Annotated in this window: 11 protein-coding genes; 5 read left to right on the plus strand and 6 right to left on the minus strand. The window is 69.4% G+C overall.

What is annotated here, in order from left to right; translation table 11 throughout:
• Window positions 1-23: 23 nt before the first annotated feature.
• A complete protein-coding gene (locus ACKI2N_RS04360) occupies window positions 24-827 on the plus strand; it encodes an IclR family transcriptional regulator (RefSeq protein WP_420997711.1) in 804 nt (267 codons plus the stop codon).
• Between the two features lie 15 nt (window positions 828-842).
• On the opposite strand, the gene ACKI2N_RS04365 is transcribed toward ACKI2N_RS04360, so the two are convergent.
• The 3 genes from ACKI2N_RS04365 to ACKI2N_RS04375 all read right to left on the minus strand — a co-directional run bounded on the left by ACKI2N_RS04365 (window position 843) and on the right by ACKI2N_RS04375 (window position 2,708).
• Window positions 843-1,577, minus strand: coding sequence for a cysteine hydrolase family protein (locus ACKI2N_RS04365; RefSeq protein WP_420997712.1), 735 nt, complete (start codon window positions 1,575-1,577; stop codon window positions 843-845).
• 127 nt (window positions 1,578-1,704) lie between these two features.
• Window positions 1,705-2,295, minus strand: a complete 591-nt coding sequence (locus ACKI2N_RS04370; protein WP_420997713.1) for a TetR family transcriptional regulator C-terminal domain-containing protein — start codon at window positions 2,293-2,295, stop codon at window positions 1,705-1,707.
• Between the two features lie 119 nt (window positions 2,296-2,414).
• Window positions 2,415-2,708 (minus strand): hypothetical protein, encoded by a 294-nt coding sequence (locus ACKI2N_RS04375; RefSeq protein ID WP_420997714.1) that lies wholly within the window; start codon window positions 2,706-2,708, stop codon window positions 2,415-2,417.
• Window positions 2,709-2,950: 242 nt separating this feature from the next.
• Here ACKI2N_RS04375 and ACKI2N_RS04380 point away from each other — a divergent pair, with 242 nt between their 5' ends.
• Window positions 2,951-3,559 carry a response regulator transcription factor gene (locus ACKI2N_RS04380; RefSeq protein WP_420997715.1) on the plus strand — a complete coding sequence of 203 codons (609 nt, stop codon included), beginning with the start codon at window positions 2,951-2,953 and terminating at the stop codon, window positions 3,557-3,559.
• A gap of 59 nt (window positions 3,560-3,618) precedes the next feature.
• On the opposite strand, the gene ACKI2N_RS04385 is transcribed toward ACKI2N_RS04380, so the two are convergent.
• Together ACKI2N_RS04385 and ACKI2N_RS04390 are read right to left on the minus strand one after the other, a co-directional pair.
• Window positions 3,619-5,664 carry a diguanylate cyclase domain-containing protein gene (locus ACKI2N_RS04385; protein ID WP_426990475.1) on the minus strand — a complete coding sequence of 682 codons (2,046 nt, stop codon included), beginning with the start codon at window positions 5,662-5,664 and terminating at the stop codon, window positions 3,619-3,621.
• Entirely contained in the window at window positions 5,661-5,828 is a 168-nt protein-coding gene (locus ACKI2N_RS04390) for a hypothetical protein (protein WP_420997717.1), read from the minus strand. Before ACKI2N_RS04390 ends, ACKI2N_RS04385 begins: the two co-directional genes overlap by 4 nt.
• Before the next feature lie 479 nt (window positions 5,829-6,307).
• On the opposite strand from ACKI2N_RS04390, the gene ACKI2N_RS04395 reads away from it, so the two are divergent.
• From ACKI2N_RS04395 to ACKI2N_RS04405, 3 genes are all read left to right on the plus strand, one after another.
• Window positions 6,308-9,622 carry a response regulator gene (locus ACKI2N_RS04395; protein WP_420997718.1) on the plus strand — a complete coding sequence of 1,105 codons (3,315 nt, stop codon included), beginning with the start codon at window positions 6,308-6,310 and terminating at the stop codon, window positions 9,620-9,622.
• A 180-nt stretch (window positions 9,623-9,802) separates the two neighbouring features.
• The gene (locus ACKI2N_RS04400) at window positions 9,803-10,990 is read left to right on the plus strand and encodes an HD-GYP domain-containing protein (protein WP_420997719.1); all 1,188 of its coding nucleotides are present in this window, start codon (window positions 9,803-9,805) and stop codon (window positions 10,988-10,990) included.
• Window positions 10,991-10,999: 9 nt separating this feature from the next.
• The gene (locus ACKI2N_RS04405) at window positions 11,000-11,614 is read left to right on the plus strand and encodes a response regulator transcription factor (RefSeq protein WP_420997720.1); all 615 of its coding nucleotides are present in this window, start codon (window positions 11,000-11,002) and stop codon (window positions 11,612-11,614) included.
• A gap of 524 nt (window positions 11,615-12,138) precedes the next feature.
• Here ACKI2N_RS04405 and ACKI2N_RS04410 read toward each other — a convergent pair.
• Window positions 12,139-14,520, minus strand: a complete 2,382-nt coding sequence (locus ACKI2N_RS04410; RefSeq protein ID WP_420997721.1) for a PAS domain S-box protein — start codon at window positions 14,518-14,520, stop codon at window positions 12,139-12,141.
• Window positions 14,521-14,799: the final 279 nt, after the last annotated feature.

Raw genomic sequence — 14,799 nt, forward strand, 5'->3', positions numbered from 1 at the left:
GCGCCACGCCATCGGAGGCCGCAGTGGATTCGGAGGATGCCAGCAGCCGTGCCCGCGGCCGGCCTGCCAACCAGCTCGCCAACCGCTCGCTGGAGCGCGGCATTGCCTTGCTGCGCGCCTTCCGCCCGGGCTCCGAGGTGCTCGGCAACGGCGAGCTGGCCGAGCGCACCGGGCTGGCGCGCTCCACCGTCAGCCGCCTGACGCAAAGCCTGGTCGACACCGGTTTCCTGCAATACGATCCCGACCTGCGCGCCTACCGCCTCGGCGTGCCGGTGCTGAGCCTGGCGCACGCCATGCGCACCGGCTCCGCCGTGCTGCACCTCGCCGCGCCGATGATGCGCGAACTGGCGCAGGCCGAGCACATCAATGTCGGGCTGGCGATGGCCGACCAGGACGAGATGGTCTACCTGGAATCGATCCGCTACAGCCGCAAGGCGTCGCTGCGCAACGTGGTGACCGGCCAGCGCGTGCCCATGCCGCTGACCTCGCTGGGCCGCGCCTGGCTGGCGGCGGCCCCCGCGCACGAGCGCGAGGCACTGATGCGGCAGTTCCGCCAGCGCTTTCCCGCGCACTGGCCCGAGCTGGAGGCGCAGATCCTGGCAGCCATCGAGCATGTGCAGCGGCACGGCTGGTGCGCGGCGAGCTGGCAGCCCGAGGTCGTGGCGCTGTCCACGCCCATGCAGCTCGGCCACTATCCCCTCCACGTGCTCAACGTCAGCACGTCCACGCGCGCGGGCGTGGACGAGGCCAGCCGCGAGCTCAAGCCGCACCTGATGCGGCTGGCGGCGCAGGTGCGGCAGGCGTTCGGGCAGTCGCGGCCGGACTGAGGTTCGCCGGCGGCGCTACCTCAGTTGGGCGACGGCCTCCTCGGTGGTCCACAGTGCGTGCGCGAGGAAGCGATAGTTGATGATGGCGGCGAGGTAGCCATCCCCGTCCGGCAGGCGCGGGCCGGCGGTGGCGTCGCGGACCACGGCGACCTCGAAGCCTTGTTCGAGCAGTTCGCGCAGATGCGATTCGATGCACAGGTTGGCCGCCATGCCCGCCAGGACGATCTGCGAGACGCCCTTCTTGCGCAGCTGCAGCACGAGGTCGTTGGTCTCGGGGCCATAGACCTTGTGCGGCGAGGCGATGATGGTCTTGCCGTCGAGGATGTAGGGCTTGTACTCCTCCAGGAAGTCGGCGCCGGAGCCGGCGAAGCCGTCGAGGGTGAGGGGGCCCTTGCGGTCGAACATGCAGATGCTGTGCATGACCTTTTCGAGCGGGCCGCCGAAGTGCCATTCGTGATCGTGCGGATAGTAGTAGTGCGGCGACACGGCGACCGTGATCGCGGCCGACTTGGCGGCCCGGAACAACCGCCCGATATTGGCGACCGTGCCGTTTTCCTCGATGCTGGGGCCGAATATCGCCCAGCTCGCGCCTTGCGGGCTGAGGAAGTCGTTCTGCGGATCGACCACCAGCAGCGCGGCCTTGGCGAGGTCGAGCCTGAAGCCGGTCGGCGGCAAGGCGGGGTCGCGGGGATCGGCGTAGGGGCTGGCGGCAGCGTCGTGGTTCGCTTCGGGTTGGCTTTGGTTGCTCATGGCATCCTCTGTGGGTTGAGACCGGCCGGTATCGGCTGGCATCGACCGGTATCGGCTGGTGGATCGGGGACAAGCGCGGTGGCCGTTTTTATAAATGACCAGTCGCTTTATAAAAACGAGAAAAAAATCAGCGAAGCAGGCGCGGCAAGACCTCCGTCTCGAAACGCGCGAGGGCGGCGCCGCTCTGCTCGACCTTGCCGCGCATCACCGCGCCTTCGAACGCTTCGACGAGGATCGCGGCAAGCATGTCCGGGTCTTCGCCGGCCGCCAGGTCGCCGCGCTCCTGCGCTTCGCGCAGGCACGCGCCGAGGGCGGCTTCCCAGCGGCGCAGCAGGGCGGACAGCACCTGCCGCGTTTCCGCGCTGCCGTTCGACAGTTCCAGCGACAGGTTACCGATCAGGCAGCCCAGCGTGAAATCATGCCGGCGGTGGTCTTCGGACAGGGCCCGGAAGAATTTCGCCACGCGCGCGAGCGGCCTGGCCCGCGCGTCGTACAGGAGCGGCCCGTGCCGGGCCTCGATCGACAGCCAGTACCCTTCCAGGATCTCGCCGGCAAACGATTCCTTGCTGTCGAAGTAATTGTAGAAAGAGCCCTTGGGCACCTCGGCGGCGGCCGTGATGTCCTGCACGCCGCATCCGTTAAAGCCCCGCTCGAGCACGACATCGCGCCCCGCCGACAGCAGCCGGGTACGGACTTCGGGATTGGCGGGTCTTGGCATGGCGCGTTTCGCTACGGGGTGGGATGGGTTGTAAGATAGTCGGTCATCTATTTATTGTCAATCGCAAACGCGCGTCTTGCGCGATACCGCCGCCTGTCGGGCAGGCGCCACCCGGGGCGTCAATGCCGGGTGGGCCGGCACCAGGGACCGGAGGGGCTCGCCGACGAAAGTTCATGCAGCACCTGCCGGTGCAGGGTGTCGAACGTGGCGGCCTCGGCATGGAACAGGAAGCCGCCGTCGGGCATGCGCGAAACCAGCCGGAAGGCGGGCACCGCGGCGAAGATGGCGATATGGAGGCGGTCGTTGACCACCACCACGCCCGGCATGCCCGGCTCGTCGGTGTGGGACAGGCATGGAATGCCCAGCCGCTCCAGCTGGCGCCGGACCCCTTGCGCGCTGACGACGCCTTCCATGCGAATGCCCTCCGGGTGCAAGGTACGCGTCGATGATCGGAATGCGCAGTGTCGTGCGCAAGAGTAGAAGTACTCAATGGCCGCGCGCCGCGCCATGCGCCGGAAGAGGCGGCCAGGCTGGCCCGCGCCGGCGTGGCGCCACATTAGAAAAGTTTCTCTAAACCGGTGCGGCCCCCGATGCCACGCCAATCTTTCCCCCCTTATGATGGGAAACCTTGTGATGAGTGTTCTGGAGTGCGTCGATGGTTTGGGGAGAGCAGGTCGTATTCGTCCTGGACGACGACGAAACGATGCTGTGGCTATACCGGGAACTGCTCCGGAAGCCTGGCATCAGCATCCGCACGTTCGCTTCGGCGGGCGACTTTCTGTGCGCATACCGGCCCGGGCCGAGCGAGTGCCTGGTGTGCGACCTGCGCATGCCGGAGATCGGCGGCCTGGACGTGCAGAGGCGCTTGTCGGAGACCGGCATCAGCCTGCCGGTCATCTTCGTGTCCGGCCATGCGGAGGTGCCGTCGGTGGTGCAGGCCATGAAGGTGGGCGCCTTCGATTTCCTGGAGAAGCCGGTCGACGGCGAGCGCCTGCTGTCGGTGGTCTCGGCGGCGCTGCTGCACAGCCGGTCGCTGCATGCCGCGCGCATTACGATGGCCGCGCGGCACGCCCGGCTGGCCTTGCTGTCGCGGCGCGAGCGCGAGGTCGCCGAACTGGTGGCGACCGGCAAGTCCAGCCGTGCCATCTCGGAGGAGATGGGCCTGAGCGTGCGCACCGTGGAGAACCACCGGGCGCGCCTGACCGAGAAGCTGGCGGTCGGCTCGGTCGCCGAGCTGGTGAAGCTGCTGCACGCCTCGGCGTAGGCGGCGCCGGCCCGGAAGGCGGCTCGGAAAGCGGCCCGGAAGGCGGCTCAGAAAGCGGCTCAGAAGGCGGGGCGGGCCAACGCGGACGCCGCCGCGGCGCCGGCCGCGCCGGCGATGGAGAAACGCGCGCGGCCCTGTTCCTTGGCCCGGTAGAGCTGTTCGTCGGCGGCGCGCATCAGCGCGGTCTCGTCGGCCGGCTCGCCGAAGTAGACGGCCACGCCGATGCTGGCGCGCACGTTGAGCTGCGGGCCGCCGTCGAGCCGGTAGGTGGCGCTGGTCGCTTCCAGGATGGTGATGGCGACCGCGGCCGCGTTCTTCGCGTGCCCGATGCCTTCCAGGATGGCGGCAAACTCGTCGCCGCCGAGCCGCGCCACGGTGTCGCTCTTGCGCACGCATTGCTGCAGGCGCCGCGAGAAGTCCTGCAGCAGCCGGTCGCCCGCATGGTGGCCATGGTTGTCGTTGACGTCCTTGAAACGGTCCAGGTCGATGAACAGCAGCGCCATGGGTTCGTCCGTGACCCGCGTGCGCGCCATCGCCGAGCGCAGCCGGTTCTCGAAGCCGCGCCGGTTGTAGAGCTGCGTCAGGTGGTCCCGTTGCGAGATGTGCGCGAGCTCGATCGCCTCGAGCTTGCGGGCCGTGATGTCCTGCGCATAGATGTGGACACCGAGCACGGTGCCGTCGGCGAGATTGCGCTCCGGCTGGTAGCGGATCTCCAGGAAGCGCAGTTCGGATTCGAGAGATTCGATCTCGAAGGTCACGGTCTTGCCCGCCATGGCCTGGTGCAGGAAGGGCGCGATGCGAGCATAGGTGGCCGCGCCCAGGATCTGGCCGGCGGTGCGCCCGAGAATGGCTTCCTCGGCGAGGCCGTGCAGCCGCATGAAGGCGGCATTGACGAAGGTGTAGCGCTCGGCGGTGTCGACGAAGGCGACGACCATCGGCAGGTTGTCCGCCACGGTGCGCAGGCGGGCCTCGTTCTGGCGGATGCGGTCGCCGCCGGCCTGGACCGCCGACATCAGTTGCCGGAACTCCCGCGCCAGCCCGGCGATCTCGTCGCGGCCGCCGGCGTCGAGCCGGGCATAGGCGGCCGGGTCGTCGGCGCTGGCCCTGACCACGTAGTGCAGCACCGTGAGCGGGCGCAGCAGCCAGTGCACCGCCAGCCAGATCAGCAGGGCCGCCAGCAGCAGCGCGCCGGCGCTCAGCGCGACCAGGCGCCGCTGCATCTCGCGCAGCGTCGAGAACGCCTCGGCGGCCGGCGTGACGGCCAGCAGCGTCCAGCCGGTGGTGGACAGCTGCCAGCGCGAGACGACCGGCTGCACCGGATCGAGGAATTCGATGCCGGAGGTCCGGGCGCCCAGCCCGCAGTCTTCGCGCGGCGCCGGCAGCGCCGGACGGCGCATGACCATCGACGGCAGCGGATGCTGGATGTAGACCCGGTCGTGGCTGGAGACCAGGCAGTAGAAGCCGGTCTCCCCGAGCCGGTTGTGCCCGATCTCGACCAGGAAATTGGATTCCTGCAAGTTCAGCCAGCCGCCCAGCGCGCCCTGCAGCGCATGGTCTTTCCCCAGCACCGGCGCGACCACCAGAACGCCCGCGGCGCCATTGCTGCGCGAGTGGATCGGCTCGGAAACCACCGGCTGCAGGGTGCGCGAGACGCGCGCGAAATATTCCCGGTCGAGGATGGAGTACGGCACCCGCCGGTTGGGCAGCGAGCTGTAGGTGAGCATGCCTTGCGCGGTGGCGATGAAGAAGTCGTTGAAGGTCGCCGGCACCGGCAGCCGCTGCTTGACGAAGGCGGCCAGCTCGCCCTGCGGCAGGCCCATCAGCCCGTCGAGCTGGGGCGCGATGTGCATGAGCACCGCGATGCGCTCCTCGATCAGGTGGTCGGTCTGCTCGGCGACGATCCGGACCACGGAGTCCTGCTGGCGCTGGAGCGTGTTGCGCAGGTCGCGGTAGGCATACGACATGGAGGCCAGCGCCACGCAACTGCACAGCACCAGCGCCACCGCGCCGGTCAGGAGCGTGATCTTGGTCCTGAGCGACCACACCATGCGCCCGCGCCGGAAGCGGCGCGCGGCGCGCGGGGGCGCGGCCTCGCGGCGGGTCATGGCCCGGCCGCCGCGGCGGCCCGGCCGCCGAGCGTGCGCCGCGGCCAGTCGTCGTAGCCGGGCAAAGTGCTCCCGCCGGCGAGGAGCCATTCGCCGATACGCCGCCGGTGGCCGGCGCCGCGATCGCCGTCGCCCGGATAATACGGCTGCCGCTTCTTGACCATGGTGATGCACCCGCTCCTTCTTCAGCTTCCCGTGCCGGTGTGTCCACGCTGCCCATGGCTGGCCCGCGTGCCCGGCGCTGCTTCGTCCCGCAGCTTGTCCGTCGGAGAATATGGCGGTTGCTGCGCCCGCGGAAAAGAGTAGTAATACTCATGACACGCCAGCCATTTTGCCGGGCATGCGCATGCGTGCGGAGATCGCCGGCGGGGCCGGGCGCACTGCTCGCCGCTTGCGTGGCGCAGGCGGCGGATCCCGTTTTCTGCATAGGTACTTTTACTCTTGTGGCGGCGGCGCGCCGTCCACGAAAATGCCGCCACGGCGGCATGCCGCGCTACGGGCGCGGGCACCTGCGCCGATGCCTTCCGGCGCGCCGGCCATTGCCCGGCGCCTGCCTGTCCCGCGGCCTGCCACCCCGGCACCCGCCGCTGCGGCCGTGCCATGTTCCGCCACGCGGATTCCCCCGTTTGCCTCACGGAAAGTCATGATGGTTATTGCGCGTGCGCTGTCGTCGGTCAGGAGAGTTTTCCGCAGGGAAAGCGGCTCCATCGTGGCGACGACCGTCGTCGCGGTCGTGCTGCTGGTGGTGTCCTGCATCCACGTGCTTAACCTGCTGGAGCAGGAGGTCAGGGACCAGACCGCGATGTACCGCCGCTCGACCATGGAGGCCGTCATCCGGATGGCGGCTTCGATGGAGCAGGACAGCGCCGACCGGATCCGCACCATCGTCGAGGCGCAGTATCTCGTGCAGATGGCCAAGCGGGTGATGCGCGCGCCGGACGACGTCTCCGCGCGCATCGAGTTCGACGCGTGGATCACCGCGATCTACAAGAGCCGCGGCTTCGAGGGCTACAGCCTGATCTCGCCCGGCCAGGTCATCGTCGCCGCGAGCAGCGTCCTGTACATATCGGCGCCGGTCGCCACGCCCGCCGCCAGGCGGGCGGTGGCGCACGCGATGGCCTCCGGCATCGGCATCACGCGGCCCATCGCCGCGCCCCTGCCGATCGACGGCAACGGCGCGCAGTATCCCGCCGGCACCCTGTTCCAGCTCATTTGCGCCGCGATCCACGACGAGAGCGAACTGGTCGGCACCTTGTGCCTGCGCACCAACCCGACGCTCAGGCTGTTCGAGATCCTGCGCTCGGGCTGGGTCGGCAAGACCGGCAACGCGTATGTGATCGATGCCGACGGGCGCCTGCTCTCGCCGAGCCGCCTGGCCGGCGACGTGCAGGTCCCGGAGGCGGCCAGGCGCGGCGCGCCCTACGGGCTGTGGGCGCGCCTGCCGCTGCGCGTGCAGCCCAGGCAGCGCACGCTCGGCAGCGACGGCTCCACCGCGCTGACGCGGCTGGCGGCGCACCTGCTCGCGGACAAGCGCGGCACCACGCCGGTACTCGACCACTACGCGGACCTGCGCGGGCACAACGTGATCGGCATCGGCCGCTGGCTGCCGAACTCGGACATGGGCATCATCGTCGAGCAGGACGCCGCCGAGTCGTACCGCTTCCACGACCTGGCGCGCAACGCCATCATCGGCCTGACTTCCATCTCGGTATGCCTGATCGTCGCCCTGACCGCGGTGCACTGGCGCAGCCGGCGCCACGCCGCCGAGAACGAAGACCGCTGGCAGGCGTTCCGCAAGCACGTGCCGATCGGCTTCTCGTACACCACGCCCGGCGGCACCGTGATCATGGCGAACCGCGCCTACGGCACCGCCACCGGCGCGGACGAGGAATGGATCGTCGGCAAGAACGCCTGGGAAGCCATCGCCGACCCGCTCGGCTCGGAGATCTGCCGCTCGGCGCACCAGTTCGTGATGGCGTCGGGGCAGCCGCAGGAGCAGGTGCATACGCTGAAGAACCCGCGCGGCCAGAAGCGCGTGTACCACCTGCTCAAGTTTCCCGTGCTGGCGGGCGACGACAGCCGCATCGCGGGCATCGGCACGGTGGTGACCGACATCACCGAGTCGGAGAGCAACCGACGCGCTCTGGAGGCGCTGACGGCCAACCTGGAGCAGAAGATCAAGGACCGCACGCAGGAGCTGGACACGGCCCGGGAGGTCGCCGAGAGCGCGGCGAGGGCGAAGGCGCAGTTCCTGGCCAACATGAGCCACGAGATCCGCACGCCGCTCAACGGCATCATCGGCATGACGCACCTTGCCCAGCGGACGCGGGACGGCCGGCGGCTGGAACACTATCTCGGCCGCATCGCCACCGCCGGCAGGCACCTGCTCGGCGTGGTCAACGACGTGCTGGATTTCTCCAAGATCGAGGCCGGCAAGCTGACGCCGCAGCCGTATCCGTTCGAGCTGTCGCAGACGCTCGAGCATGTGGCGGGGCTGTTCCTCGAGCGGGCCACCTCGAAGAACATCGTCATCACGGTGGACATACAGGATGCCGTGCCGGAGTTCCTGGTGGGCGACGCGCTGCGCATCGGCCAGATCCTGATCAACTTCGTCGGCAACGCCGTCAAGTTCACCGACAGCGGCCGGGTGACCTTGCGCGTGCGCGCCCGCTATGTGTCCCGCGGCGAGGCGCGGCTGTCGTTCGACGTACAGGACTCCGGGCTGGGCATCGAGCCGCACGTGCTGTCGTCGCTGTTCACGCCGTTCCACCAGCTCGACGGCACCACCGCGCGCCGTTTCGACGGCGCGGGGCTGGGGCTGGCGATCTCGAAGAGCCTGGCCACCATGATGGGCGGCACCGTGTCCGTGGCCAGCGAGCCGGGCGTGGGCAGCACGTTCTCGCTCGACATCCTGCTGGCGCGCCAGGAGCGCTGCGCCAGGGCCGACAGTTGCGCCGCCGCGTTCACCACCGCGTGGCACAAGCTGCACGGCGGCCACGCGGGCGCGCCGGCGCCCGAGGCCGCGGCGTATCCCGCGGCGGCGCGGCCGGCGCCGGCCTGTGACGCCGGTCACGCCGGTCACGCCGGCCACGCGCCGGGCGGCGAGCAGGCCGCCGCCGCGCGGTGGCTGGGCAAGCGGGTCCTGGTGGTGGAGGACAACGAGATCAACCAGGAAGTCGTGAAGGCGATGCTGGAACTGGAGGGCATCGACGTGGTGGTGGCCGGGGATGGCGAGACCGGCTTGTCGGCCATGTCGGCGGCGCCGTTCGACCTGGTGCTGATGGACGTTCACCTGCCCAAGCTCGACGGCTTCGAGGTGGCCAGGCGGCTGCGCTCGGACGCCCGCTACGCGGCCATCCCGATCCTGGCGTTCACGGCCAACGCGACGCTGGAAGACCGCGAGCGCTGCCTGCGCAGCGGCATGAACGACCATATCGCCAAGCCGGTCGATCCCGCCCTGCTGCACGCGATGCTGGGCCGCTGGCTGTCGGCGTCGCCGGACGCGCCGCCGGCCGCCGCGGACGACCTCGCGCGCGCGCCGCACGTCGAGGCGGAGGAGGACACCATCCGCGCCTTGCGCGGTGTCGGCGGCCTCTCGGTCGAGACTGGCCTGCGCCATGTGATGGGCCGGCGGCAGCTTTACCTGCGCCTGCTGGAGCGCACGCTGGACGGCCGCCGCGACGCCGCCCGGCGCCTGCAGGATGCCGCCGCGCAGGGCGCGTGGCAGGACGCGCTGCTGCAGGCCCACGGCCTGCGGTCCATCCTCGCCACCATCGGCGCGAACGCGCTCGCGGGCCAATGCGGCGAGATCGAGAAGGCGATCCAGGCAGGCTGCCTCGACGCCGCGCGGCTGGCCGCGTTCGAGGCGGAGTACGGCGCCATGATGGCGTCGATCTGCCGCTCGCTCCCGCGGCCATGCACCGGCGCCGGCCGCGATGGCCGCGGCGCTGCTGAGTAGATCTACTCTTTCGGCGCCTCCGGCGGATTCGGACAATGGGCAACGGCAACGCCGGCCCGCCGCCCTGGCGGCGGCGGACGCCTTTTCCCGGATGTCCCGGACGCACGTCTTCCCCGGGCCGGCCAGCGTGCCCGGCGGCAGGCGGATACCACGGACCAGCGCAGTTGACCGACGACTCCCATGACCGCCGCCGCATTGCCTGCCCCATCGCCCGCCTCGTCGCCTGCCATGTCGTCCGCCGCGCCGCGCGCCTTGCCGACCGTGCTGCTGGTCGACGACACGCCCGAGAATATCTACGTCATCTCGGCGCTGCTCGATGACCTGTACGAGATCCGCGCGGTGGCCAGCGGCGAAGCCGCGCTGGAGGCCGTCAACGCGAGCGTGCCCGACATCGTGCTGCTGGACGTGGTCATGCCGGGCCTGAACGGCTACCAGGTCTGCCGGCGGCTCGCCGCGGACCCGGCCAGCGCCGACGTGCCGGTGATCCTGCTGACGGCGTCGCCCGAGACCGAAGGCGAAGCGCAGGGCTTCGAGGCCGGCGCGGTCGACTACATCGTCAAGCCGGTCAATCCGCGCGTGCTCCGCTCCCGGGTGGCGACGCACCTGTCGCTGCGCCTCGCCAACCGGCGGCTGCGCGAACGCGCGCTCGGGCTGCAGGACGAGCTGGTCCGGCGCGCGCAGGAACTGGCCCATGCGCAGGACGCCACCATCTGCGCGCTGTCCGCGCTGGTCGAGACGCGCGACAACGAGACCGGCGGGCACATCCACCGCACGCAGCATTACGTCAGGGCGATCGCGCAGACCCTGCAATGCACGGCCGATTTCCGCGCGGCGCTGACGCCGGAGGTCATCGAACTGCTGTTCAAGTCCGCGCCCCTGCACGACGTGGGCAAGATCGGCATCGACGACCGCATCCTGCGCAAGCCGGGACGGCTGACGCCGGCCGAGTTCGACATCATGAAGACCCACACCACCATCGGCGGCACGGCGCTGGCCGAGGCGCAGCGGCACTGCGGCGGGGGCGGCGCCTTCCTCAGGATCGCCAGCGAGATCGCCCGCTCGCATCACGAGCGGTGGAGCGGCGGCGGCTATCCGGACGGCCTGGCCGGCGAGGCGATTCCGCTCTCGGCGCGCATCATGGCGATCGCCGATGTCTATGACGCCCTCATCAGCGAGCGCGTCTACAAGGCAGCGCTGCCGCACGACGAGGCGATGCGGCTGCTCAGGGCGCAGCGCGGGCAGCATTTCGATCCGCGCGTGGTCGACGCCTTCGTCCGGGCGGAGCCGGAGATCCGCGCGATCGCGCGGCGCTACGCGGATGCCGGACCAAAGCATGGCGGGGCCGCGCCGGCGCCGGGCATTTCCTAGAGCGGGTGCATGCCGAGAGACGAAAAGACGATCCACATACTCGATGACGACGAGACGGTTCCCTGGCTGTACAGCAAGTTCCTGAGGATTCCCGACGCAGCATTCCGTACCTATACGTCGGCCGCGGCATTCCTGGCCGGCTACCGGCCGGCCCCGTGCGAATGCCTGATCTGCGACCTGCGCATGCCGGAGATGGACGGCCTGGAAGTGCAGCGGCAACTGCGCAATACCGGCATGAGCCTGCCCATCATCTTCGTGTCCGGCTTCGCCGAAGTGCCATCCGTGGTGCAGGCCATGAAGGTCGGCGCCTTCCACTTCCTCGAAAAGCCGCCCGATCCGGCGGAACTGCACCGGCTGGTGGTGGAGGCGCTCGCGCATAGCCGCACGCTGCACGCCGAGCGGGTCGCCAGCGCGCAGCGCAAGGCACGCCTGACCCTGCTGACGCCGCGCGAGCGCGAGGTCGCGCGCGAAGTCGCGCGCGGCAAGTCGAGCCGGCAGATCGCCGACGAGATGGGCGTCAGCGTGCGCACCGTCGAGAACCACCGCGCGCACCTGGCGGAAAAGCTCGGCGTGGCCTCGGTGGCCGAACTGGTCAGGCTGGTGAGCGGATTCGACGAAGACTAGACCGCCGCGGCAGGATAAAAAAACGGGCGACCCGCTTGCGCGGACCGCCCGGCGTCAAGTACGTGTACGGGGATGTGACACGGTGCGATTGGCGCCTCGCACACCTTGTATATCGGCCACGCGGCAGCCGGTTTTTCCCCCTACCTTGGCGGGGGGAAACGGCGCCGGCGGCGCCGGCGGCTCCGCGGCCCGCGCTTGCCCGCACGCGATTGAGTAGACTTACTCTTTTGCCGCGCGTCCGTCGCCGCGACAATTGCGTCGCAAGATCCGGCCCGGTGGCCGACGGGCCCCGATGCCTGCACAGATTCACCGGCGTCCGGCTCCGGCTGCTTCGCCTTGACCGCGAGGAAAGCGCGGACGGCGCCCGGCCAGGCGCAAACGGCGGGCATGGAAGCGGGAGCGGGGTGCATGCTTCCATGCAATGCGATCGATGTCCGCGAGGTACGGGGAAGCTCACGTTCGTGAGCTTCTTTTTTTCCTGCGCGGGCGGCCGCGCGGCGGCCCAGGTCCGTGGCGCCACGGTTTCACAAGCGCATTCCCAGCTTCCGGCACAGGTCTTCCACGTCGTAGGGCTTGCGCAGGGTGACCACGTTCGGCAACGCGGCCCGCTGCTCCGCGCCGAGAGGAACGTCGGCGTCCGACGCGACGACGATGCCCAGGCCGGGGCAGATCCGGCTCGCGCCGAGCGCCAGGTCGATCCCGGAGATGTCCGGCAGCTTCACGTCGGTGAACAGTACGTCGAATGCCCGCCGTTCGAGCATCTGCAGCGCGGACGCGCCATCCGCCGCCTCCGCGATATCGAGGCCCAGGCTGCGTAGCGTCTCGAGCGTGCTTGCCCGCAGCAGATCGTCGCCTTCGACGAGCAGCACCCGCAGTGGCCTGGGGTCTGCGGACCCGGCCGCCTGCGAGGGCAGGCGTTCGAAGAGCGCCCCGTGCAGCGTGTCCCGTTGCCGCTGGTTGTGGAGCACAAGCCGGATCTTGCGCGCCAGCGCTTCGCGGGAGTACGGCTTGCTCAGGAGCTGGACGCCCTCGTCGAGCCGGCCGGCGTGGACCACGGCATTTTCGGTGTATCCCGACGTGAACAGCACCGCGATGCGCGGCATGCGCTCGCGCGCGATGCGGGCAAGCTCCGGCGTGCGCAGGGAGCCGGGCATGACGATGTCGGTAAACAGCAGATCGAGGTGGACGCCGCTTTCGATGATGGCGAGCGCCGCCGCCGCGTCCTTCGCGGTCAGGACGCGGTAGCCCAGGTCCCGGAGCAGCGCGACCGCGGTGTCGCGCACGTCTTCGTCGTCTTCCGCCACCAGTATCGTTTCCCTGCCGCCCACCACCGGACTTGCATTGAGTTCGGCGATGCTGTCTTCCTCTCGCTTCACCCTCGGCAGGTAGATCCGCACGGTGGTGCCGTGGCTGACCTCGCTGTAGATCTTCAGGTGCCCGGCCGATTGCTTGACGAAGCCGTAGACCATGCTCAGGCCGAGCCCGGAGCCTTTGCCCTCCGACTTTGTCGTAAAGAACGGCTCCAGGATTCGCCCGATGAGCTCGGGCGGAATGCCGGCGCCGGTGTCGGTGACGGCAAGCATCACGTACTGGCCCGCCGCCACCTCGGCATTGTTCGCCGCATAGATGTCGTCGAGGGATGCGTTGCCCACCTCGATGGTGAGGCGGCCGTGGCCGTCCATGGCGTCGCGCGCGTTGATCGCGAGATTCAGGATGGCGTGCTCGACCTGGAACGGGTCGACGAACGTGTTCCACAGGCCACCCGAGGCCAGGGTCTCGACCTCGATGCCGTCGCCGAGCGCCCGCCGCAGCATGTCGTCGAGGCCGCGTACCAGCCGTCCCAGGTTCACCACCCGAGGCTCGAGCGGTTGACGCCGGCCGAAAGCAAGCAGTTGCGCAGTCAGCTTCGCGCCGCGCGCCACGCCCGCCAGCGCGTTGCGGACGCGCTGCGCCGGCGCGGCCATGTCGGCCACGTCCTGCGCCAGCAGTTGCAGATTGCCGCCGATCACCTGGAGCAGGTTGTTGAAGTCATGGGCCACGCCACCGGTAAGGTTGCCGATGGCTTCCATCTTCTGCGACTGGAACAGCGCGGCGTTGGCCCGTTCCAGGGCGTCGGCCGCCTGCTTGCGCTCCGTGATGTCGCGCGTGACCTTGGCAAATCCGACGTGCTTGCCGGCGTCGTCGTAGATCGCGTCGATGATGACATGCGCCCAGAAGGTCGTGCCGTCCTTGCGCACGCGCCAGCCTTCCTTTTCGAACCGTCCTTCTTTCGCGGCCAGGGCGAGCGCCCGCGCCGGCAGTCCCCGGGCGCGGTCTTCCTCGGTGTAGAAGCGCGCGAAATTGGTGCCGACGACTTCATCGCGCGTATACCCCTTGATGCGCTCGGCGCCCGCATTCCAGTTGGTGATCTCCCCGCTGGGCGAGATCATGTAGATCGCGTAGTCGGTGACGCCCTGGACGAGCAGGCGAAAGCGGTCTTCGCTCTCCCTGAGCGCGTCCTGCGCGGCCTTGCGCTCCGTGATGTCGCGCGTGATCTTCGCGAAGCCGACCAGCCTGCCGTCGGCGGCGCGGATGGGATCGACGACCACGCTGGCCCAGAACCGGGTGCCGTCCTTGCGTACCCGCCAGCCCTCGGCCTCGTATTTTCCCTCGGCGAGGGCAGTCGCCAGCGCACGGGCGGGCTTGCCTGCCGCCCGGTCTTCTTCGGTGTAGAAGAGCGAGAAGTGCTGTCCGATGACCTCGCTGGCGACATAGCCCTTGAAACGCTGGGCACCCGCGTTCCAGCTGTTGATGAATCCATTTGGGTTGAGCATGTAGATGGCGTAGTCGCTCACGTTCGAGACCAGCAGCTCGAAACGCTCGGCGTCGGTCAACCCGTCATTGATTCTGCCGTCTTCAAGAGTCATCGATTTCAGCCGGATTACCGGACGATCAGCGAGGGCAAGGTGCCTCCGGTCCATATAGTGCATCCATAGCGCGCGGAATGGCAAACCGCCTGCCGGGGCCGCATCGGGCGGGTGCTTTTGTCCTTCTTCCACAGGTCGGTAGGATTTGCACGCGCCCTGGCAAAGCGTGCCCTACGCCCTTGTCGCCGGCCCGGACACGGCAGAGAAGCGCTGCGCTTGGGGGCCGGTGCGCCGCGTTGCGCGCGGGCCGGCGGCACGCGGCAAGGAACGATTCTTGCG

The organism is Cupriavidus sp. 30B13, from assembly GCF_049059565.2.
Lineage (GTDB): Bacteria > Pseudomonadota > Gammaproteobacteria > Burkholderiales > Burkholderiaceae > Cupriavidus.

What these genes read in the sequence shown, in the direction of transcription:
- ACKI2N_RS04365 (WP_420997712.1), bottom strand. Translation starts at nt 1,577, where the DNA reads ATGAGCAACCAAAGCCAACCCGAAGCGAACCACGACGCTGCCGCCAGC.
- ACKI2N_RS04370 (WP_420997713.1), bottom strand. Translation starts at nt 2,295, where the DNA reads ATGCCAAGACCCGCCAATCCCGAAGTCCGTACCCGGCTGCTGTCGGCG.
- ACKI2N_RS04375 (WP_420997714.1), bottom strand. Translation starts at nt 2,708, where the DNA reads ATGGAAGGCGTCGTCAGCGCGCAAGGGGTCCGGCGCCAGCTGGAGCGG.
- ACKI2N_RS04380 (WP_420997715.1), top strand. Translation starts at nt 2,951, where the DNA reads ATGGTTTGGGGAGAGCAGGTCGTATTCGTCCTGGACGACGACGAAACG.
- ACKI2N_RS04385 (WP_426990475.1), bottom strand. Translation starts at nt 5,664, where the DNA reads ATGACCCGCCGCGAGGCCGCGCCCCCGCGCGCCGCGCGCCGCTTCCGG.
- ACKI2N_RS04390 (WP_420997717.1), bottom strand. Translation starts at nt 5,828, where the DNA reads ATGGTCAAGAAGCGGCAGCCGTATTATCCGGGCGACGGCGATCGCGGC.
- ACKI2N_RS04395 (WP_420997718.1), top strand. Translation starts at nt 6,308, where the DNA reads ATGATGGTTATTGCGCGTGCGCTGTCGTCGGTCAGGAGAGTTTTCCGC.
- ACKI2N_RS04400 (WP_420997719.1), top strand. Translation starts at nt 9,803, where the DNA reads ATGACCGCCGCCGCATTGCCTGCCCCATCGCCCGCCTCGTCGCCTGCC.
- ACKI2N_RS04405 (WP_420997720.1), top strand. Translation starts at nt 11,000, where the DNA reads ATGCCGAGAGACGAAAAGACGATCCACATACTCGATGACGACGAGACG.
- ACKI2N_RS04410 (WP_420997721.1), bottom strand. Translation starts at nt 14,520, where the DNA reads ATGACTCTTGAAGACGGCAGAATCAATGACGGGTTGACCGACGCCGAG.